This window comes from Campylobacter concisus, assembly GCF_002913865.1.
Classification (GTDB): Bacteria; Campylobacterota; Campylobacteria; order Campylobacterales; family Campylobacteraceae; genus Campylobacter_A; species Campylobacter_A concisus_AM.
Genome location: NZ_POYX01000070.1, coordinates 1 through 19,708 on the forward strand (window position 1 = coordinate 1; position 19,708 = coordinate 19,708).

A 19,708-nucleotide genomic window follows, 5' to 3' on the forward strand; every position below is an offset into this window, starting at 1 on the left:
ATACTGGAGTAGTAGCTGGAGTACCATTGCCTGCATCATCTTTTGGAGTAACTTTTACCTCAGTACCTGGTTTTAGTGGTTCATTATCTGGTGTAGGAACACTAAATGTACCATCAGGATTTACTGGGACTGTAACTGGGGTATGACCAGGAATTTCAACAGTTACAGTGGTATTTGGATCTGGATTTGGAACCTTACCAGTTACTACTGTTGAAGTGTTATTAATTGGATCTAGAGTTACTGTTGGGATAGTTACGTCTGATACTGGAGTAGTAGCTGGAGTACCATTGCCTGCATCATCGCTTGGAGTAACTTTTACCTCAGTACCTGGTTTTAGTGGTTCATTATCTGGTGTAGGAACACTAAATGTACCATCAGGATTTACTGGGACTGTAACTGGGGTATGACCAGGAATTTCAACAGTTACAGTGGTATTTGGATCTGGATTTGGAACCTTACCAGTTACTACTGTTGAAGTGTTATTAATTGGATCTAGAGTTACTGTTGGGATAGTAGTATCTACAAAACCAGCGTCACCACCAGCATTATCAGCTGCGCCACTTACACCGCCTATCCTCTCAGCACCTCTTGCGCTATTTAGATCACCTATAGAGCGGAAATTTTCATTGATGTTTGAGTAGTGACCGCCCTCGTCAAACGACGCCGCACCAAGGCTAACGCCATCTCCGCCACCAGCTGCGGCTGCGTTACCACCAGCGGCAGTCTCCTCTAGTTTTGTTAGATCCTCGCCGTTTAACAACGATTTTTGCAAGTCGCTAACATCCGCTACGGTATTTGGTTTTTGTCCCGCGACTACATTTTCGTCAAGTTTTAACGACTCATCACCCAAAATAGTGACATCTTTGCCATTGTCCATTGAAACTACGGCTTTAGAAGAAGCCAAAGAGGTTTTTACAACCTCCCCAAGATATAAAGCGTCGCCAACTTTTAAAACGCGGCTAACGCCATTTTGATCTACAGCTACCACTAAGCCTGAGATTTGTTTGATTACTCCTACTTGAGTTTGCATGTCTATCCTTATCGTAAAATAAATTTTACGTAATTTTAAGACATTTTAATCCTCTTTGTATATTGTACTTGGGTACAGTTGTGACATTATTGTGCTGCGATAACCTCAATTTCTACAAGTGCATCTTTTGGCAAAGTCTTCACAGCCACCGTGCTTCTAGCTGGATATGGCTCTTTGAAAAATTTAGCGTATGTGACATTTACTTTAGCAAAATCTGCCATATCTGCTAAAAAGATCATAGTCTTTACGACATTATCAAAACTAAGTCCAGCCTCAGCCAAAATGTTTTGTAAATTTGTAAGTGATTGCTGCGCTTGCGCCTCTACACTACTACCTGCAAACTCACCATCTGGTGTAACGCCAAGCTGACCTGAGATAAATAAAAATCCATTCGCGCTAATTGCCTGAGAGTATGGTCCGATCGCTTGTGGAGCGTTTTTTGTTGAAATTTGTTTTTTCATATCTTCTCCTTTAAATTTTGGCAAAATCCTACTATAAATTTCTAAATTTTTAGGCACCAAAGGCTATAATGAGCAAAATTTCAAAAGGACAAAGATGCAAATAACCCTTGCACCAAATGAATTTTTAGATGACTACGTGCTTGGTGCTCAACTTGCCAAAAACGCCGGCATCTCATCAAATGCCTATCTTTTTTGGAAAAATGCGATCAGCGCTAAATTTGAAAACTCACGCATCGTTTTTCTTAGAAAAAAGAGCGTCCCAGAGAAATTTAAAAGCGCACTAGAGGCTTGCACGCCGTTAAATGGTCTTGTGCCAACTGGCGTCTTTTGCTCATTTACCTCGCTTGCCCCTTCGCACCTTGTCGCCAAAAATGGCTCTAAAATTTATGATCTTTTTGATTTTCATGAAATTTGCGGTATCAAATTTTTAAATTTAAAGAAATTTTATGATGATTTCGAGCTTAACTACTCGTATAGGATTTACATCGAAAAGTGCAAATTTTTCTCGCCAGCGCCCTTTGAAAAACGCATAAAGCTAACTGAGACTATGTGTCTTGGCTACTACTAGCCACCTCGTAAACGATCAGCGCCTCGGTTTTGTAGCCACCACACCCATCTTTATATAGTAAAATTTCATCATTTTCTCTTTTAGCGTAAATTTTAATGTGAGCTGAGTTTGTGCTCTCGTCGTAGTCCTCGTAGATAAATTTAAACTGCTCCTTATCCAGCGTGATAAACTGCAGCGCCTGAAACGAAACAGCAAAGACCATCTCCTCGCTAATGCCACTTGTTCTAAGTTTATCAGCTAATTTCACAACAAACGACCCCACATCGCTAAAATACTCTTCAGGGCTCTCATACTCGCTTTCAAAGACCACTATCTCATTTAGCGACCACTCATTTTGCGTCTTATTTTCTTAAAATTTCTGCCTTTTTCTTATGGCAGCTTTTAAAAATATCCCTTGTGGTTTTGAGATAAAGCCCTCATTTAAAATTTGCTTTAGCTTTAAATTTACTAGCTCGCTTTTGGTTTTGGTAAAAAATTTGAGCAAATTCTTTGCTTGATCGTTGCAAAAAGTTTTCATTTTGGGAGAAATTCCGCTAGCTTAGGTTGCTAGCGGATCAAATTTAGATCTTTTTATAAGGTGCTTGACCGACTTCGTAGAAGTTATTGCCCTCGCAGTCGATAGCGACTATCGCTGGGAAGTCCTCTACTGTGAGCCTTGCAACTGCCTCTGGTCCTAGCTCTGGATATGCCAAGACTTCGTATTTTTTGATACTTTGGCTAATGACCGCTCCGATACCGCCGATAGCGACCATATAAACACAGCATGATTTTTTCATAGCCTCGACTACGGCGTCGTTTCGGTAGCCCTTACCGATCATGCCATTTATGCCAACTTCATTGATCATAGTTGGTGTGTATTTGTCCATTCTACCGCTTGTTGTTGGGCCTGCTGCGCCGATAGCTTGGTTTGGCTTAGCTGGTGTTGGTCCGACGTAGTAGATAGTCTCGCCCTTTAGCTCAACTGGCAACTTCTCGCCGCGTGCTAGAGCCTCTGTTAGCGCCTTGTGAGCGGCGTCACGAGCAGCGATGATAGTGCCTGATATTAGGACATTGTCGCCTGCTTTTAGGCTTTTTACCACCTCTTTATCAAATGGTGCTGTTATTCTTTTGACTTCTGACATGTTATCTCCTTAAAGCTCGGCGTCTGCGTGACGTGCAGCGTGGCAGTTGATATTTATGGCTACTGGTAGGCCTGCGATGTGAGTTGGATACCACTCGACATTTACTTTTATAGCGGTTGTATCGCCGCCAAGTCCTTGAGGACCGACGCCTGTTTTGCTAGCAAGTTCAAGAAGCTCATCTTCAAGTTTTGCATATCTTGCATCGGCGTTTTTGCTATCTACTGGACGAACTGCAGCTTGTTTAGCTAGAAGTGCTGCTTTATCCATAGTGCCACCTATGCCAACGCCTATCGTCATTGGAGGGCAAGCGTTTGGTCCAGCGTATTTTACAGCCTCTAAAAATACTTTTTTAACGCCCTCTATGCCATCAGCTGGCACAAGCATTTTTAGTATTGATTTGTTCTCACTACCAAAGCCCTTTGGAGCGACTTTTATCTTTAGCTTATCGCCTGGGACGATCCTAGTGTGGATGACGGCTGGGGTGTTGTTTGTAGTGTTTTTTCTCTCAAAAAGTGGCTCAGCAACGACTGATTTTCTAAGATAGCCCTCGGTGTAGCCCTTCGCAACGCCCTCATTGATCGCATCTTCGATATATCCGCCTTCTATATGCACGTCTTGACCGATCTCTACAAAGACAACTGTCATACCTGTATCTTGACAAATAGGCGCAACGCCCTCTTCTGCTAGCTTGGCATTTTGCAAAATTTTGCCCAAGATATCTTTACCTAGAGATGAGCTCTCAGTGGTTTGAGCTTTTGTAAAAGCAGCCTTTAGATCTGGTGTAACGACGTAACAGGCTTGTTTGCAAAGCTTTGCAACAGTCTCTTTTATATCTTTTACGTTTACCGTTCTCATTTATCCTCCTCGTAAAAAACAATTTTTAATTATATAAATTATATGTAAAATTTAAGATTAAATTATAATATTAAATTTAACCACCCACCATCGGTGTTTAAATACTCTTAAGCAACTTTGGATAAACTACAACAAACTTAAATTTCAAAGGAAAAGTTATGAATTCGTTAGTCATCGTGATACTTGTTATCGCAGTCATTTTTGTCTTTTTCATCAGCCTTTACAACTCACTTGTTGCAAAGCAAAACCAGGTAAAAAGCGTGGAGGCTGGCATCGACGCGCAGCTAAAAAGAAGATATGACCTCATACCAAATTTAGTAGCCACTGCAAAAGAGTACATGGTGCATGAAAAAAGCTTATTAGAAAACATCACTGCCCTTAGAGAAAGCGCTAGAAGCGCATCAACAAATGAGGAGAAATTTGAGCTAAATAATAAAATTTCAGGCTTGCTAAATGGCCTTAGAGTGAGCGTAGAAAACTACCCTGATCTAAAAGCAAATCAAAATTTACTTCAAATTCAAAGCACTTTAAACGAGGTTGAAGAGCAAATTTCAGCTGCGCGCCGTGCCTACAACTCAGCTGTTGAAATTTACAACAACGCCACGCAGATGTTTCCTTCAAACATCGTAGCTTCAATGTTTGGCTTTCACAAAGATGTGTTTTTTGATATCCCTGAAAATGAAGCAGCTGCTCCAAACGTCGGTGATCTTTTTAAAAAATAAGGCATAAAAAATGCAAGCAGACGAACTAAAAGGCATCGATCTAAGCGACCTTGACGAGCTTGAAAAAGAGCGTCTTGCCATGGGGCAAAAAGCCTTTAAAATGATCGTTTATGGCTTCCTTGGCATCATAGTTGCAACTGGTTTTTTGGCGTCACTGCACCTTGGAAATTTATTTTTCTTTTTGTTAATCGGCGGAGTTTTTTATCTTGGCAAGACGATAAATGGGCTAAAAAACGAACTTGTAGCAAAATTTAAACAAAAAGTAGTTGGCGTCATCGTAAAAAACTATGGTCTAAATTTCAGCGCAAATGGCGGACTAAGTTTGAATGATTTTTTAAAAATTTATGACGCTGACGTAAATAGACACTACGCAGAGGATATGATCTACGGGCAGATCGATAACACGCAGTTTAAGCTTTGCGATTTTTATGCAGCAAAAGAGGTAAAAGGCGAGAAACGCACCACTACAACAGTGAAATTTCAAGGCATTTTGCTAAAGGCTGAGTTTAAAAAAGAGCTAAATGCCACGATCTATGTCTGCGACAAAAAGCGAACATCTGATCTAAGAAGCGAGGGCGAGCAAGCGACGATGGATAACCCCAAATTTAACGAGCTCTTTAAGACCTACACGACCGATCAGATCGCAGCTAGATACGCTCTGACGCCAAAGCTGATGGAAAATTTCACTACTCTAAGAACTAAATTTGACGCCCCGCTCTCAGCAGTGTTTTTAAAAAATGAAATTTTCATTGCGATCGACCTTAGAAAGGATAGCTTTGAGCCTGATCTTAAAAAGCCGATAAACAGCAACGAGAGCGTGCAAAACTACATCTCTAGCATCAGTGACTTTTCGCAGATCATGCGTGATCTGGAGCTAAATAAAAACATCTGGAAGAGCTAAATTTATAAAATGCCAGACAAGACAAAACTCAAAGAGGGCGACATATTTTACGTCTATAATGACTACTACAAGAGATATTTTTTTGGCAAAATCTTAGTTGATATTAAAAACCGCCTTGTAAAGCAAGCAAATGAGGGCCTTCTTTGGCCGCTTGATTTTTTTAGTGATTGCTACTTGGTTGCTGTTTATAAAGATATAGCAGATACGCCGGTGCTAAAAAGCCGTGAATTTATCATCCCGGGAAGCTTCATCTACAAAAGCAGTTTCAACCGCAAAAATAAAGATGCTATGGAGTGGGTCTATTATGATCACGAAAATATCAACTACCAAGAGTTAGAATTTCCAGAGTATATCGTCAGTAGCAATGACAAAATTTGCCTACAACGAGGAGAGCTTAGCATACCAACAAGCTTAACCCGCACGCAATATGAGAATGAATTTAACATTACTGGCAGCAAAACTGGCGGCATAAACTACTCAAATGCCCTGCTTTTACAAGGCTTGCCAGCATATAAAGAGAGGATAGATTATAGCGATCTTCGCCTTTTACCAGAGCTTCGTAAAAAGCTCTATGAGATGATAGGCGAGGACCCAGACACGCCCTACTACGAGCTAGCATTAAAGCACGGCAAAGATCTAGCACGCTTTTATCAAGATAAAAACTAGACTACAAAAAAGCTATTAAGAGGCGTTGTTTAAGGTTTAACAAAAGAAAATTTGACTCTCTTGTTGCAGCCTAGATGAGCGTTATAGAGAAATTTATGACGAAAATTCGTGACATCATATCTCCCCGCCAAGGCTAACTAGCTTTAGTAAATTTAAATATCACAAACAAGATCACTCAAATGGCTACTTTTGCAAGCAGTATAAATTTTAAAACTCGCAAGCCATTTTAAAATTTATAACCAAATTTACGAAAAAGGTGGTGGTAATGTTTTTAGAGAGCTATTTAAAAAGGTGGTGTCGCTTTAAATTTTGTGGTTTTAAAAGTTAAATTTAAGGGCTTAGAGCCTTTATGCTACTTAAAAATTTGCTCTATTTTTTATGATTTTGCGAGGTTAAATTTAATGGCCAAAAAAGCCATTAAATTTATAAACTAAGCCTGAGCAGGCTCCTCTTCTTCTTTTATCTTTTTTCTAACTTTTACGCGTGAGATGCTAGCTCCATCCATCTTTCTCACCTCGTAGTAGCAGTTTTCATCCTCGATCTTGTCGCCCACAACTGGCAAACGACCGATGAGATTAAAAACATATCCGCCGATCGTTACTTGATCGGTCTCTTCATCAAAGCTTATGCCAAGGACCTCTTCAACGCTCTCTAAGTCGTATCTGCCTTGAAATTCATAGATATTTTCATTTATCTTTTTATAGTGCTGATCGACCTCATCGTGCTCGTCGTTGAAGTCGCCAAGCACCTCCTCCATGATATCTTCCATCGTAAGAAGTCCAGCCGTGCCGCCATACTCATCAACGACAAGAGCAGCCGAAATTTGCTCTTTGTTCATCATCACAAGCACTTTTGATATAGAAAGGCTCTCAGGCACGATGACAAATTTACGCACGATCGCATCAAAGCTCTTCTCTTTTTCCTCACTAAAGTGTAGCTGCAAGATATCTCTAATGTGTATCATGCCTAAAATGATATCTTTTGAGCCATCTATATAAGGATAGCGAGTATATTTTGACTCAAAAACGACTTGTAAATTCTCTTCAAAGCTCTTTTGTTTATTTATGCAGATCATGTCGCGTCTTGGCGTCATGATCTCTTTTGCGACCGTGTCACTAAAATCAACTGCATTTTTGATAAGCTCAGTCTCAAAACTATCAAGCACACCGCCCTTTAAGCTCTCGCCAACGATGATCTTGATCTCCTCTTCAGAGTGTGCTAGCTCATTCTCTTTTGCTGGCTGGATGCCTAAAATTTTAAGTCCAAATGTAGCTAGGATATCAAAAAGCTTTATGATAGGCGAAAAAAGTATCCAGAAAAAGTGAAGCGGACGAGCGATTTTAAGCACTGCTGATTCTGATTTGGCTATGGCGACTGACTTTGGCACAAGCTCGCCCATAACGACGTGAAGTAGCGTGATAAGCGTAAATGCGATCGCAAAGCCGACTGTATGAACTAAGATATCGCTAAGATTAAAAACATTTTTAAGTGGGGCTTCTATGAGCCTTGCGACTGCTGGCTCACCGATCCAACCAAGGGCGAGTGAGCTTAGCGTGATGCCAAGCTGAGTGGCACTAAGATAGGTATCAAGCTTGTTTGACATCTCAAAGGCAAGCTGGGCGTTTGGCTTTTTCTCTTTGATAAGCTCTTCAAGTCTAGACTTGCGAACCTTGACAAGGGAAAATTCCGACAAAACAAAAAATGCGTTTAGTAAAATGAATATAATGGCAAGTATTACCATTAAAAGCGAGTTATCGCTACTGGGGTACAATTATGATCCTTAAGAGTTAAAAATTTTGGCTGATTATAGCGAATTTATATTTAGCGGTCAAATTAGCCACGCCCAAAAGTAACAACGTTTCTTAAATTTAAGATTTATAAAAAGTTCTTAAATCATATTTTGGTAACATTATTTTCATCACTAAATTTATGGATTTTACAATGAGCAAAAAGAATTTTTCATCACGCTGGGCGTTTATACTAGCCTCAGTTGGTTCAGCCGTTGGTATGGCAAATGTTTGGGGCTTTCCTTACAAACTTGGTACAAATGGTGGCGGAGCGTTTTTGCTCATCTACGTTTTTTTTGTAGCTCTTTTTTCATACGTTGGTTTAAGCGCCGAGTATGCGGTCGGCAGGCGAGCAAAGACTGGCACGCTAGGATCATATAAATTTGCTTGGCAAAGTAGAAATTTAGGCGTCATAGGCAGTATCATCGGCTGGCTTCCACTTGCTGGCTCACTTTGCATAGCCATAGGCTACGCTGTCATCATCGCTTACGTGCTAAAGGCCCTTACTCAGGCGCTTACTGGCTCATTTATGAGCGTTGATACAAATGTTTGGTTTAACTCATTTGCGCTTCATGAGTACTCAGTCCTGCCATATCACTTCATAGTCATTATTGGCACGCTTCTTACGCTATTTTTTGGAGCAAAAAGCATCGAAAAGACTAATAAAATAATGATGCCACTATTTTTCGTGTTATTTGCCATTTTGGCTATAAATGTTGCGATGCTACCAAACGCATTTGAGGGGTATAAATTTCTATTTATCCCTGACTTTAGCAAGCTTGAAGATCCGATGGTATGGGTCACTGCGATGGGTCAAGCCTTTTTCTCGCTCTCTATCACGGGTTCTGGCATGATAGTTTATGGAGCATATCTTTCAAAAGATGAAGACATCGTAGAAAGTGCCAAAACTACGGCATTTTTTGACACGCTTGCAGCGCTTGTAGCAGCGCTTGTCATGATCCCAGCGGTCTTTGCCTACGCTATGGATCCAGCTGAGGGTCCAAAGCTACTTTTCGTAACGCTTCCTAAAATTTTACAAAATATGATCGGCGGTCAAATTTTTGCGATCATACTATTTACCGCAGTCATCTTTGGCGGTATCACCTCACTTCAAAATATGTTTGAGGTCGTGGCTGAGTCGCTTATGCATAAATTTCCGCGCCTTAGTAGATTTTGGGTGCTTGCTCTGCTTTGCGTGGTTTGCTTTGGGTTTGGAGCGTTTATGGAGCCTATTAGCAGCTGGGGACCTTGGATGGACTTTGTCTCTATCTACATCATCCCAATCGGCGCAGTCATCGGCGCAATATCTTGGTTTTGGATCATTAAAAAAGAAGAAATTTTAGACGAAGTAAATTCAGGAGCAAATAAAACTTACGGCTCATTTTGGTACTTTGTGGGTAAATTTATCTATGTGCCAATAGCCTTTTTGCTATGCATCATCGCCATTAGCAAGGGAATTTCTTTTTAACTTAGCCCATCAAAAGACGAGCTAAGTCTAAATTTGAAGTTATTTTAACTTTTTAGAGCCGATATAAGTAGCAAAGACCTCTTGCGAGCCATCTTTTTTAAAGAGTATGACGTCGTATTGCTCGGCTTTGCCGCCTTGCTCCATACCCTGACTCTCCATAGGCATGCCAGGCACTGCGATACCAACGACATCTTTTGGTTTAAGCTCAAGCAGGCGCTTGACCTCATCAGCTGGCACGTGACCCTCGATGACGTAACCATCAACGATAGCTGTATGGCAGCTTGAAAGCTCTAGTGGCACGTGAAATTCTTTTTTGACCTTGACCATATCATCTACTTTTATGGTCTCTTCGCTAAAGCCAGCTTTTTGCATAGCATTGGCCCAGTTGCCACAACAACCACAAGTTGGGCTTTTATAGACCTTCATATCGGCCGCAAGCGCCAAGGTCGCACAAAGACTAAGAGCTAAAAATGCAAATTTCTTCATCATTTTCCTTTACGTTAAAATTTGCAAAATGATATAGTTTTGGTTTAAATTTTATATAAATGCTTAAACCTTGCCTGCTATAATTGCCAAAATTTACAAAAGGCACTTTATGTTTTCATCATTTTTCAAAGACAAAAAATGGGCGCTTTGGGCTTACGGCGGAGCGATATTTATCATCTTACTACTTGTCTATCAAACGCATCTAAACGTTCGCATCAACGAGTGGTATAAAAATTTCTACGACATCGTGCAAAACTCAAAGGATCACAAAGTAGATGAGTTTTGGCGCGAGATATTAAATTTCATAAAGATCGCCATGCCTTACGTCGTGACCTACACGGTGATATCGTTCTTTGCGAGCCACTGGGTCTTTCGCTGGAGGGAGGCGATGACCTTTAAATACCTCAAATTTTGGCGAAACTGCCAAAATGACATCGAGGGTAGCTCGCAGCGTATCCAAGAGGACATCTACCGCTTTGCTAAGATCATGGAGAGCCTTGGCGTGCAGGTTCTAAAGGCATTTATGACGCTCATCGCCTTTATACCGGTGCTTTGGGAGCTAAGCAAGAGTGTGAGCCTACCTTACATCAAAGATATCAATGGCTCGCTGGTTTATATCGCTCTACTAATTAGCATCGGAGGCCTCATCGTATCGTGGTTTGTAGGCATAAAGCTACCACATCTTGAGTATAACAACCAAAAAGCAGAGGCAGCCTTTAGAAAAGAGCTAGTTTATGGCGAGGATGATAAGCTCAAATTTTGCCAGCCAAACGTCATGCTAGAGCTTTTTACAGGGGTCAAGCTAAACTACTACAAGCTATTTTTGCACTACGGCTACTTCAATCTTTGGCTCATCTCGTTTTCGCAAATTTTAGTCATCGTCCCTTACATCATCATGGGAAATGGCCTATTTAGCGGTGTCATCACGCTTGGTGTTTTGATCCAAGCTAGCAATGCCTTCTCGCAGGTCAGAGAGAGTTTTAGCGTCTTTATAGATAACTGGACGACGATAACAGAGCTAAGATCGGTCAATAAGCGTTTGAGAGAATTTGAGAGAAATATAGACTATAAAGCGTAGGAGCAAATTTATATGCTGAAGAAACTCGGATAACTTTTAAAATTTCATGAACGAGCAGTTTCGGCTCTAAAATTTGAGCTAAGCTGTAAGCGAAGCCAAAATTTTAGTAGCCAACTCTTGCGAGTGAATGGAATTTTAAAATTTGCTTTGAGATATAAATTTATCAAAAGGGAGACAAGGGGACTTAAATTACGGTCTGCTTGCAGTTGCGAGCTTGCGAAGCAAAAGAGCTCCTTCCCCCTTAACAATCCCCTAACCCCGACGACGTTAGAGGTGCATGCAATGGCACTATCGTGCCGCATGCGGTTTATATTCAGATAAATTTCGAGTAATTTTAGTAGTTAATTCTTAATGGTGAGTGAAAGTTTAAAATTTGCAAAATAGTAAATTTCTATTTTTGAAATCGCAAAAATTAAATTTCACCCCTCGTTTAACAATGCATATCCAACACAAGCTATAATACGCCAAATTTTAATCCAAAAAGGATGAAAATGAAAAAAATTTTACTTACATTATTAACAGCTAGCATGCTTATCACCGGCTGCACAAGTGTCACAAAATCAGGCGCTGTCGGCATAGATCGAAAACAATTTATGCTAGTATCGGCTGAAGCGATGGAGCAAAGTTCAGCTCAAGCTTATGTTAAGACGCTCACAGCTGCTAGAAGCAAGGGCGAGCTAAATGTCGATCCGATCCTCACAAAAAGGGTTCAAGATATCGCAAAAAGGCTGATCGCGCAAACTGGCGTTTTCAGAGAGGACGCCTTAAAATGGAAGTGGCAAGTAAATGTCATCAACGAAGATACGCTAAATGCTTGGTGCATGCCAGGTGGCAGGATCGTCGTTTATAGTGGTATTATTAAAAAGCTAAATTTGACAGATGCGCAGCTGGCAGCGGTCATGGGCCACGAGATCGCCCACGCGCTTAGAGAGCACGGCAGAGAGCAAGCTAGCACCGACCAGCTAACAGGTATAGGCATCCTTGCGGTAGCAACTGTTGCTGGTCTTGGCGATCTTGGAGCAAGTGCATTAGGCTTAGCCACGCAATACACCATCTCAATGCCATTTTCTCGCTCACACGAGACCGAGGCCGATCGCATCGGCACTGAGCTAATGGCAAGAGCTGGGTATGATCCAAAAGAAGCGGTCGAAGTTTGGGTTAAAATGAGCAAGATGAATGTTGGCAAAATACCTGAAATCTTAAGCACTCACCCATCAAACGAGAGCAGGATAAAAGACCTAAAAGAGGTCGCGGCCAAGCTTGAACCAGTCTATCAGGCGGCAAAAAGGGGCTAGGCTTGATCTTACGGGCAAAGCCGAGCGATCTTCCTGCAATCACGCAAATTTATAACGAATACATCTTAGAAAGAACTGCGACTGCAGACTTGCGGCCAGTTAGCACAAAGGAGCGAGAGCCTTGGTTTAACGCCCACGGCGGCTCGCGCCCTATCTTTATCTACAAAGAAAATGATGAAATTTTAGGCTACTGCTCGCTAAGTGACTTTAATCCCAAGATCGCTTACGATATAAGCGTAGAGATAAGCATCTATGTCGCTAAAAAAGCCCTTAAAAAGGGGATCGGCAAGCAGCTTTTAGCCCACAGCTTAAATGAAGCTAGAGGGCTAAATTTAAAAAACGTCATCGCACTAATCTTTAGCAAAAACGAAGCAAGCCTTGGGCTATTTTTGAAATTTGGCTTTGAAAAATGGGGCGAACTGCCTGGCGTTTGCCTGATGGATGGCGAGTATAAAGATGTCGTTATCTTGGGGCTAAAGCTCTAAAAGCCAAGCATTAAGCAAATGAAGATATAATCACCTTCTTCTTGGGTAGATGTCCGAGCGGTTTAAGGAGCACGCCTGGAACGCGTGTGTGGGGCAACTCACCGAGAGTTCGAATCTCTCTCTACCCGCCAGAATAGTGCCCGCAACTCTTTAATTTTTTTGACCCTCACTTTACCTTTAATCGTTAAAACAACAAGCAAACTACTTATTAAAACAGCAAAAACAGGAGGTGTTTTATGGATGAGGTCAAGGTAAAAATAAAAGAGATAGCTAATAATATAGAAAAATTAGCAGCTAGTATAACGACAGAAGAGGCGACAAAAAATGCTTTTATAATGCCGTTTATCAGGGCTTTGGGCTACGATGTTTTTAACCCATTAGAGGTAATGCCAGAATACACCCAAGATATTGGCACAAAACAAGGCGAGCGTATAGACTATGCTATTTTTCAAAATAACGAGCCAGTTCTTTTGGTTGAGTGCAAAAAGATAGGCGCTGAGCTAAATGCTAAAAACGAGTCACAGTTACTTAGATACTTTAATGTTAGCAGGGCTAAATTTGCGATTTTGACAAATGGTCGTGATTATAAATTTTATACCGACTTAGAAGAGAAAAATATAATGGACACAACTCCTTTTTTAAGTTTTTGATATAACAAAAATAAAAGATACGCAAGTGCTTGAACTTGAGAAATTTCATAAAAAGAATTTTGACTTAGAAAATATTTTCAACACTGCAAATAACCTAAAATATACAAACCAGCTCGAAAAAGTAGTGAGTGCTGAGCTTGAAAATCCTAGTCGAGAATTCGCATCATACTTTTTTAGAAAGATCAGCGACCAAGTAGCAACTGAAAAAAGGGTCGAGCAGATCATACCTTTACTAAAAGCAGTCTTTACTGGGCGCATCAACGACATGGTAAGAGATAGACTAACATCGGCACTTGACAAGGAGACAAAGAAAGAAGCCGAGCCATTGCCACCTCAAGAAGACGAAAATAAGATCGTAACCACACAAGAGGAGTTAGACGCCTTTTATATCATTAGAGCGATACTCGCAGCAGTCACAAATGTAGAAAACATAACATACAGGGACGCTCAGTCTTACTTTGCAATGTTTTTTAATGACAATAACCGAAAGCCGATATGCAGGTTATACTTCACCGATAACAAAAAACAAATAGGCATAATGGATAGTGAAAAGAACGAGACTAGATTTCAGCTTGATAGGATCGAGGACATTTATGCCTATTCTGAAAAATTATGCGAAGTGGCTAAATTTTACACTACTCAAAATTAGCATCAAAACGATCTTGGCGGAGCCTTTGCTCTACGCTTTTGCTCTACCAAGATAAATTTACTCTCACACATTTTAAACCTATATAAAGCCAATTAATCCGAAGCGACTAAAAAATTTAAACCTAAAGTGCTAAAATCTCCCAAATTTAATGCAAATTTACAAAACTAAAAAAGAGATAAAATGATCGAACATTTACTGCTAGTTTTTGCACTGCTAGCTATCATCATCGCTTTAGTGATGGTCTCAAACCGCCTAAAAATCGCCTATCCGGTGTTATTAGTCCTTGGCGGGCTTGCCATTAACTTCGTGCCAAATTTACCAAGTATCAAGATCGATCCTGAGCTTATTTTCATCATATTTTTACCGCCACTTCTTTATGAGGCTGCGTGGGCAAACTCGCTAAAAGAGCTCTATAAATGGCGCCGTACGATCGGCAGTTTCGCCTTTATCGTGGTTTTCGTAAGCGCAGCAGCAGTTGCTTTGATAGCAAATTTAGTGATCCCTGGCTTCTCGCTCGCCCTAGGCTTCATGTTAGGAGCTATCGTCTCGCCACCAGACGCGGTGAGCACGGCAGCTATCCTTAAATTTGTCAAAGCCCCGCGCAGGATCAGCGCTATTTTGGAGGGTGAGAGCCTTTTAAATGATGCCTCCTCGCTTATCATCTTTCGCTTCGCCGCAGTTGCGGTCACGACTGGGCAGTTTGTCTGGTACAAGGCCGCAACGACCTTTTTATGGATGGTGGCTGGTGGCGTTTTAGTGGGTCTTGTTGTGGCGCTTGCGGCATATTTTTTACATAAAATTTTACCGACTGATGAAAACAGCGACACGATAATGACGATCACGACGCCTTATATCATGTATATCTTGGCTGAGGAGCTTGGCGCTAGCGGCGTTTTAGCAGTGGTTTGTGGCGGACTTTATCTCTCGACTAAAAGAAATGAAATTTTCACCGCTTCAGCAAGGATCCACGCGATGCCAGTTTGGAACAACTTTATTTTCTTACTAAACGGCCTTGCATTTACCATGATCGGCCTTGACCTGCCTGAAATTTTAGCAGGGCTAAAGCGTAGCGGCGTCTCGCTCTTTGAGGCGGTCTCTTACGGCGTTTTGGTCACTGCCGTGCTCATCGTTATCCGCCTCATGTCATCTTATGGAGCCGTTTATATCACGATGTTTATGAAGCGCTATATCAGCGTGGCGGACGATCGCAACCCTGGCAAAGCCACACCATTTATCGTCGGCTGGGCTGGCATGAGGGGAGTAGTCTCGCTGGCTGCAGCACTTTCTATCCCTGCCATGGCTGGTAGCGAGCCGTTTCCGCATAGAGACCTCATCTTGTTTATCACCTTTGTTGTGATCTTGCTAACGCTCGTAGTTTAGGGCTTAAGCTTGCCACTGCTCATCAAAAGTGTGAAATTTCCAGACTTTAACGACCATATGCCAAATGAGCTTGCAAGGATCAAGATAAAAAAGGCGATCGCAGAGGCTTCGCTTAAATTTCAAAGCGAGAAATTTTGCAATGAGGAGAATTTCTTGTTTCAGAAACTCAAAGAAGTTTGGAATTTCGAGCTTTCAAATGAAAATTTCGAGATCAGCGACGAGGTCAGGCAGACCTATTTTGAGATCCTAAATGAGCAGCGAAAGGCGCTTTGTGAGCTAAACAAAGACCCAAAGATCGACGAAGAGGTCATTAGGACGTTTTTATATCACATCGACCTTGAAGAGCAGAGGTGGCAGCCGCATAGCGAGCACTAAAATTTTCTTCCGACATTGCAGCTTACCGCGCCGCAAAATCTCTTGCCAAATTTGGCCTCGACGATGAGAACGAGCACGAAAAATATCTTCTCATCATTCATGCGTGCGATCTGACGCAAAGTCTGGCTGGGACTATTAAATTTAACATCATTTTCGCGCAAACTCTTGCAAAACAGGGCCTCGTCAAAGCCAAGCATGCGTGAAATTTCACTGATGCTGTAAGGCTCAAGCGAGGCGATGATGCGGTCCATGTTGCAGATCGTTGGATTTTTGCGGTGCGTGGTGACATCGATCATCTCATTTATGAGCTTTACTAGCTTTCTTCTGCGGTTAAAAAGGTGCAAGATCACAGCACAAACGATCAAAGCTCCTGCAAATTTGTGCGCGCTCATCATCCACTCATTATACTCGCCCATGGCGAAATTTAGCCCAGTAAATGCAAGCAGGCAGATCCCACAGGCAAGAGCACAGACGATACAAAATTTATATATCACTTCCGCTTTAAGCAATGCAAATTCCTTAGTTTTTTTGAAATTATACACCTACTATGCAAAAAATGAATGGCGCCAACTAGAAATTTAGCTGGCGCGTTAGAGTAAATTTAGCTAAAACTTATAGTTAAAGCTGAGATTAAAGGTGCGTGGATCGCCATAAACCATCATGTTTCTGCCGATGCCCTCGTAGTATTTTTTATTAAAGAGATTGTCGATATTTAGCTGCACGTCAAAGTTTTTAGCAAATTTATATCCAAACATCAAATTTGCCAAAGTATAGCCCTTTTGCGTGATCTCGCTTGCGCCCTTGCCGGTGTAAATTTTGCTCTTATACATAGCCCCAGCTCCTACTCTAAAGTCTCTAAATTCATACTTTGCAAATAAATTTGCCGTGCTTCTTGATGAGTCGGTGGCATATTTCTCACCTTTGGCATCTTTTGCGTTAAAGTGCGTTGCACCAAAGCTAAGGCTTAAGTTTTTAGTGATCTCGCCGTTTAGATCTAGCTCGACACCCTTACTTGTCACGCCCTTGCCAGCTTCATATATGTCGGCATTTGTCGCTGGATTTTTCTTGCCAGTCTTTACGCCAAGTTTGTCTTGCACGATCTTAAAGACGCCAAGACTTGCTTGAAGCGCCCCGTCAAGATACTCGCCTTTGATGCCCACTTCATAGTCTTTGCCTTGGATAGGATCTAGATATTTATCATTTGCATCTTTTACGGTTTGAGGTTTAAATATGCTCGTGTAGCTAGCATATAGAGTGTGGTTTGCTCCGATGTCGTAAGTGACGCCAAGATATGGTGTGATCTCATTTGTGAAATTTCTATTGTCTTTACCACCCTCGATCTCGTATTTGTAGTAGCTCACCCTGGCACCTAGCAAAAATTTAAGCTCATCGGTGATTGATAGTTTATTTGCCGCGTAAAATGCCTTTTGTATCGTTTTGTCTTTATTGTTTTGATCTTCGTAAGGAAATTTCGGATCATCAAGGTGTAAATTTTTAAAGTCTATCCTACTTCTAGCCGTATAAGCAATCCCAGCTGGCTTGGTCTTTTGTAACAAGTAGCTACTTACCTTATCGCTACTTTTTTGATAGTTGTTATACATCGCGCCAAAGACAAACTCATGAGATAAATTTGCTATCTCGTAAGGGATATTTGCGTATGCATCGACGTTGTGGATATTCTCCTCTCTTTTGTTTGCGTAGGTGTAAAGACCGTTTATATTGCCAGTGCCGTCTAAATTTACTTCTCCTTTGCTACCTTGTCCGCCGTAATAAAGTAAATTTGAATCAGTATTTGCGCGCCTAAATGAGTAGCTTAAATTTAAGCTCGCTTCATTTTCAAAGTAGTGCTTAAAATCAGCGTAAAAATCAAGCGTCTTTATGTCCCACCTAGTCCAAGGCTGAGAGAAAATTTCATTTTTACTAAAATTTGTCCTAGAGCCATCTGTGTAAAAAGCTGGCATACCTCCCCACCTAACGCCACGGCGTCTTAGCTCTTGATAAAACGCACCAAGACTAAGCCATGAGCTATCACCTATGTCGCTATCGACTACGCCATAAATCGCGCTATTTTTGCGGTTGTAATAATCCATATAAGAGTGCGACTTCTCATGCATAAATGAAAGCCTCGCTCTGACGCTTCCGCTCTCATTTACAGGCGTTTGCACATCGCCATTTACGCCGTATCTATCGTATGAGCCAGCACTTACACCAAAATTTCCTTTTAGCTCCTTTGAGTCTGCCCTTTTTCTTATGAAATTTAAGCTTGCAGATGGGCTGCCAGCGCCTGCAAGTAGGCCATTTGCCCCTTTTACCACCTCAACTCTCTCATAAGGCAGCAAGCTCATATCATATGCGCCAAGACTAAAGCCGCTAAAGCTAGGCATCGAATCAAGCAAGTAATAATCTATCTTAAAGCCACGAGCCGTCGGATATGCGCGCTCGTCCATTTTGTTTAGCGTGACGCCCGGGATATTTCTAAGAAGCACTTGATAGTCTTTGATGCCTTGATCTTTTAGTCTGGCCTCTGTTAGCACAGTTAGCGACTGGGGCGTTTGGCGAGAGGTTAAATTTAACCTAGTTGTGCTCTTTACAAGCTCTTTTGCAAAGTAGTTTGCATCGTCTCTTCGCTCACTCTCCACAACATCAACCGCTTCTAAAACCTTGTCATTTTCACTAGCGTAAATTTGAGGCAACGCCAAATTTAAAGCAACTAAGCTAAATAAAATTTTTTTCATTTTTTCTCCTTTTAAATTTTCTAAACCACAGATAAAGCCCTGAGATGCTCAAAACTAACGGCGAGATCCCCACTATAAACCAGATAAATTTTGTAGTTTGGTTGTAGTTTCCAAAGTGCGATCTTCTAAAGGTCGAGAGGATTTTCTCACTTAAATTTGCATTTTTTATGTCTAAGACGCTAACTAGCTTGCCGCTTTCTTTGTCATAAGTGATCACGCTTGAGTATTCGTTATGCAAAAAGCTTTGCCATATCACATAGCCAAAGATACGGATGTTTGCCCCTTGCATGAAAGGCAGCGAGATGAAGTGTGGCTCAAAGCCTTTTATGTCCTTTTTCGATCTAGCGACCAGCTCATCAAGGGATAAACTTTTGTTATAAATTTTTGCGTCTATTACGAAGTCATTTTTAAACTCTGGCATGCGTGCCATCCTAAATTCCCACCAAGCGCCGCTTATGCAAATGAGCAGTAAAACTGGTGTGCAAAAAATTCCTATTATCTTGTGGATGTCATTCATGAAAACATTTAGCCCATTTACGCGCAGTCTAAGCAGAGTTAGCCAAAATTTACGGTAGATCACAAAGCCGCTAATGCAGATAAAAAATGTAAAAATAGCTGTTAAAAAGAGGATAATGTTGCCACTTTTTCCAAGAAGAAGCTCCTCATGGATATGCGCCAAAACCCCGAAAAATCCCTCATCGTGCGCAAGTGGCTCGCTCTTTATCTTGCCACTAAAAGCATCAAAATAGATAAATTTCCACTCTTTTTTGCTGTCGTTGTGCTCGATTAGCCAAATTTTGTCACACTTTTTAGGGTTTGCATCGATATTTATACCAACCATCTCGTAGCCGCCAAACTTGCTTGCGATGATATTTCTTAGCTCATCAAAGCTAATCCTTTTGCTTAAATTTTCTTTGTTTAAATTTACATTTACGATATTTGGGATAAAAAGGCTGTTTAGCTCGTCTTTATAAACGAGGATCGCACCGCTAAAGC

The 19,708-nt window shown here is 41.3% G+C and carries 23 protein-coding genes and 1 tRNA gene; 13 read left to right on the forward strand and 11 right to left on the reverse strand.

The window, feature by feature from the left end:
* The coding region (locus CYP77_RS04630) for a retention module-containing protein (protein ID WP_141090834.1) at positions 1–1,030 on the reverse strand (1,030 nt) is incomplete at its 3' end.
* Between the two features lie 86 nt (positions 1,031–1,116).
* A complete protein-coding gene (locus tag CYP77_RS04635; RefSeq protein ID WP_103567798.1) occupies positions 1,117–1,491 on the reverse strand; it encodes a RidA family protein in 375 nt (124 codons plus the stop codon).
* Between the two features lie 94 nt (positions 1,492–1,585).
* On the opposite strand from CYP77_RS04635, the gene CYP77_RS04640 reads away from it, so the two are divergent.
* Complete coding sequence (locus tag CYP77_RS04640) at positions 1,586–2,059, forward strand: cysteine permease (protein WP_103567797.1); 474 nt, start codon at positions 1,586–1,588, stop codon at positions 2,057–2,059.
* Here CYP77_RS04640 and CYP77_RS09955 read toward each other — a convergent pair.
* Genes CYP77_RS09955 through CYP77_RS04655 form a run of 4 tightly spaced genes read right to left on the reverse strand, consistent with a single transcriptional unit; the run spans position 2,037 to position 4,035 of the window.
* A complete protein-coding gene (locus tag CYP77_RS09955) occupies positions 2,037–2,369 on the reverse strand; it encodes a hypothetical protein (protein WP_181001468.1) in 333 nt (110 codons plus the stop codon). The genes CYP77_RS04640 and CYP77_RS09955 overlap by 23 nt on opposite strands.
* 39 nt (positions 2,370–2,408) lie before the next feature.
* Positions 2,409–2,576 carry a hypothetical protein gene (locus tag CYP77_RS09960; protein WP_181001467.1) on the reverse strand — a complete coding sequence of 56 codons (168 nt, stop codon included), beginning with the start codon at positions 2,574–2,576 and terminating at the stop codon, positions 2,409–2,411.
* Between the two features lie 43 nt (positions 2,577–2,619).
* On the reverse strand, positions 2,620–3,180 hold the full coding sequence (locus CYP77_RS04650; protein WP_021092611.1) for a Fe-S-containing hydro-lyase: 561 nt from the start codon (positions 3,178–3,180) through the stop codon (positions 2,620–2,622).
* A gap of 9 nt (positions 3,181–3,189) precedes the next feature.
* Positions 3,190–4,035 carry a fumarate hydratase gene (locus tag CYP77_RS04655; protein ID WP_009295312.1) on the reverse strand — a complete coding sequence of 282 codons (846 nt, stop codon included), beginning with the start codon at positions 4,033–4,035 and terminating at the stop codon, positions 3,190–3,192.
* Positions 4,036–4,193: 158 nt separating this feature from the next.
* On the opposite strand from CYP77_RS04655, the gene CYP77_RS04660 reads away from it, so the two are divergent.
* The 3 genes from CYP77_RS04660 to CYP77_RS04670 are packed head-to-tail and all read left to right on the forward strand — an operon-like array spanning position 4,194 to position 6,324.
* On the forward strand, positions 4,194–4,757 hold the full coding sequence (locus CYP77_RS04660) for a LemA family protein (protein ID WP_103567796.1): 564 nt from the start codon (positions 4,194–4,196) through the stop codon (positions 4,755–4,757).
* 10 nt (positions 4,758–4,767) lie between these two features.
* Positions 4,768–5,658: a DUF3137 domain-containing protein gene (locus tag CYP77_RS04665; protein ID WP_103567795.1), complete on the forward strand. Its 891-nt coding sequence runs from the start codon at positions 4,768–4,770 to the stop codon at positions 5,656–5,658.
* Positions 5,659–5,667: 9 nt separating this feature from the next.
* On the forward strand, positions 5,668–6,324 hold the full coding sequence (locus CYP77_RS04670) for a sugar transporter (protein ID WP_103567794.1): 657 nt from the start codon (positions 5,668–5,670) through the stop codon (positions 6,322–6,324).
* A 430-nt stretch (positions 6,325–6,754) separates the two neighbouring features.
* On the opposite strand, the gene CYP77_RS04675 is transcribed toward CYP77_RS04670, so the two are convergent.
* Positions 6,755–8,095 carry a hemolysin family protein gene (locus CYP77_RS04675; protein ID WP_103567793.1) on the reverse strand — a complete coding sequence of 447 codons (1,341 nt, stop codon included), beginning with the start codon at positions 8,093–8,095 and terminating at the stop codon, positions 6,755–6,757.
* Positions 8,096–8,265: 170 nt separating this feature from the next.
* On the opposite strand from CYP77_RS04675, the gene CYP77_RS04680 reads away from it, so the two are divergent.
* A complete protein-coding gene (locus CYP77_RS04680) occupies positions 8,266–9,579 on the forward strand; it encodes a sodium-dependent transporter (RefSeq protein WP_103567792.1) in 1,314 nt (437 codons plus the stop codon).
* A gap of 39 nt (positions 9,580–9,618) precedes the next feature.
* Here CYP77_RS04680 and CYP77_RS04685 read toward each other — a convergent pair whose 3' ends face one another.
* Positions 9,619–10,065 carry a DUF411 domain-containing protein gene (locus tag CYP77_RS04685; protein WP_021090169.1) on the reverse strand — a complete coding sequence of 149 codons (447 nt, stop codon included), beginning with the start codon at positions 10,063–10,065 and terminating at the stop codon, positions 9,619–9,621.
* Positions 10,066–10,174: 109 nt separating this feature from the next.
* Between CYP77_RS04685 and CYP77_RS04690 the strand changes: the two genes are divergently transcribed.
* The 8 genes from CYP77_RS04690 to CYP77_RS10150 all read left to right on the forward strand — a co-directional run bounded on the left by CYP77_RS04690 (position 10,175) and on the right by CYP77_RS10150 (position 15,977).
* Positions 10,175–11,143 carry a putative transporter gene (locus CYP77_RS04690; RefSeq protein WP_103567791.1) on the forward strand — a complete coding sequence of 323 codons (969 nt, stop codon included), beginning with the start codon at positions 10,175–10,177 and terminating at the stop codon, positions 11,141–11,143.
* Positions 11,144–11,634: 491 nt separating this feature from the next.
* Entirely contained in the window at positions 11,635–12,438 is an 804-nt protein-coding gene (locus tag CYP77_RS04695; RefSeq protein WP_103567790.1) for a M48 family metallopeptidase, read from the forward strand.
* A 2-nt stretch (positions 12,439–12,440) separates the two neighbouring features.
* Entirely contained in the window at positions 12,441–12,923 is a 483-nt protein-coding gene (locus CYP77_RS04700) for a GNAT family N-acetyltransferase (protein ID WP_103567789.1), read from the forward strand.
* Positions 12,924–12,966: 43 nt separating this feature from the next.
* Positions 12,967–13,054, forward strand: a tRNA-Ser gene (locus CYP77_RS04705).
* Between the two features lie 105 nt (positions 13,055–13,159).
* The gene (locus tag CYP77_RS10080) at positions 13,160–13,573 is read left to right on the forward strand and encodes a type I restriction endonuclease (protein ID WP_219809399.1); all 414 of its coding nucleotides are present in this window, start codon (positions 13,160–13,162) and stop codon (positions 13,571–13,573) included.
* A gap of 25 nt (positions 13,574–13,598) precedes the next feature.
* Positions 13,599–14,222: a hypothetical protein gene (locus CYP77_RS10085; RefSeq protein ID WP_219809400.1), complete on the forward strand. Its 624-nt coding sequence runs from the start codon at positions 13,599–13,601 to the stop codon at positions 14,220–14,222.
* Between the two features lie 180 nt (positions 14,223–14,402).
* Positions 14,403–15,602: a cation:proton antiporter gene (locus CYP77_RS04715; protein ID WP_258032438.1), complete on the forward strand. Its 1,200-nt coding sequence runs from the start codon at positions 14,403–14,405 to the stop codon at positions 15,600–15,602.
* A 9-nt stretch (positions 15,603–15,611) separates the two neighbouring features.
* Positions 15,612–15,977: a hypothetical protein gene (locus CYP77_RS10150; protein WP_258032437.1), complete on the forward strand. Its 366-nt coding sequence runs from the start codon at positions 15,612–15,614 to the stop codon at positions 15,975–15,977.
* Here CYP77_RS10150 and CYP77_RS04720 read toward each other — a convergent pair.
* From CYP77_RS04720 to CYP77_RS04730, 3 genes are all read right to left on the reverse strand, one after another.
* A complete protein-coding gene (locus CYP77_RS04720) occupies positions 15,974–16,486 on the reverse strand; it encodes a chemotaxis protein (RefSeq protein ID WP_103567788.1) in 513 nt (170 codons plus the stop codon). The genes CYP77_RS10150 and CYP77_RS04720 overlap by 4 nt on opposite strands.
* A gap of 96 nt (positions 16,487–16,582) precedes the next feature.
* Positions 16,583–18,712, reverse strand: coding sequence for a TonB-dependent siderophore receptor (locus CYP77_RS04725; RefSeq protein WP_103567787.1), 2,130 nt, complete (start codon positions 18,710–18,712; stop codon positions 16,583–16,585).
* On the reverse strand, positions 18,693–19,708 hold a 1,016-nt coding region (locus tag CYP77_RS04730; RefSeq protein WP_181001949.1), incomplete at its 5' end, for a PepSY-associated TM helix domain-containing protein. The genes CYP77_RS04725 and CYP77_RS04730, both read right to left, overlap by 20 nt.

Bases quoted from the DNA above. Each gene is read 5' to 3' on its own strand.
- CYP77_RS04690 (WP_103567791.1), top strand. From the start codon at position 10,175: ATGTTTTCATCATTTTTCAAAGACAAAAAATGGGCGCTTTGGGCTTAC.
- CYP77_RS04670 (WP_103567794.1), top strand. From the start codon at position 5,668: ATGCCAGACAAGACAAAACTCAAAGAGGGCGACATATTTTACGTCTAT.
- CYP77_RS09960 (WP_181001467.1), bottom strand. From the start codon at position 2,576: ATGAAAACTTTTTGCAACGATCAAGCAAAGAATTTGCTCAAATTTTTT.
- CYP77_RS04665 (WP_103567795.1), top strand. From the start codon at position 4,768: ATGCAAGCAGACGAACTAAAAGGCATCGATCTAAGCGACCTTGACGAG.
- CYP77_RS04650 (WP_021092611.1), bottom strand. From the start codon at position 3,180: ATGTCAGAAGTCAAAAGAATAACAGCACCATTTGATAAAGAGGTGGTA.
- CYP77_RS04660 (WP_103567796.1), top strand. From the start codon at position 4,194: ATGAATTCGTTAGTCATCGTGATACTTGTTATCGCAGTCATTTTTGTC.
- CYP77_RS04635 (WP_103567798.1), bottom strand. From the start codon at position 1,491: ATGAAAAAACAAATTTCAACAAAAAACGCTCCACAAGCGATCGGACCA.
- CYP77_RS04715 (WP_258032438.1), top strand. From the start codon at position 14,403: ATGATCGAACATTTACTGCTAGTTTTTGCACTGCTAGCTATCATCATC.
- CYP77_RS04640 (WP_103567797.1), top strand. From the start codon at position 1,586: ATGCAAATAACCCTTGCACCAAATGAATTTTTAGATGACTACGTGCTT.
- CYP77_RS04725 (WP_103567787.1), bottom strand. From the start codon at position 18,712: ATGAAAAAAATTTTATTTAGCTTAGTTGCTTTAAATTTGGCGTTGCCT.
- CYP77_RS04685 (WP_021090169.1), bottom strand. From the start codon at position 10,065: ATGAAGAAATTTGCATTTTTAGCTCTTAGTCTTTGTGCGACCTTGGCG.
- CYP77_RS10080 (WP_219809399.1), top strand. From the start codon at position 13,160: ATGGATGAGGTCAAGGTAAAAATAAAAGAGATAGCTAATAATATAGAA.
- CYP77_RS04680 (WP_103567792.1), top strand. From the start codon at position 8,266: ATGAGCAAAAAGAATTTTTCATCACGCTGGGCGTTTATACTAGCCTCA.
- CYP77_RS04695 (WP_103567790.1), top strand. From the start codon at position 11,635: ATGAAAAAAATTTTACTTACATTATTAACAGCTAGCATGCTTATCACC.
- CYP77_RS04655 (WP_009295312.1), bottom strand. From the start codon at position 4,035: ATGAGAACGGTAAACGTAAAAGATATAAAAGAGACTGTTGCAAAGCTT.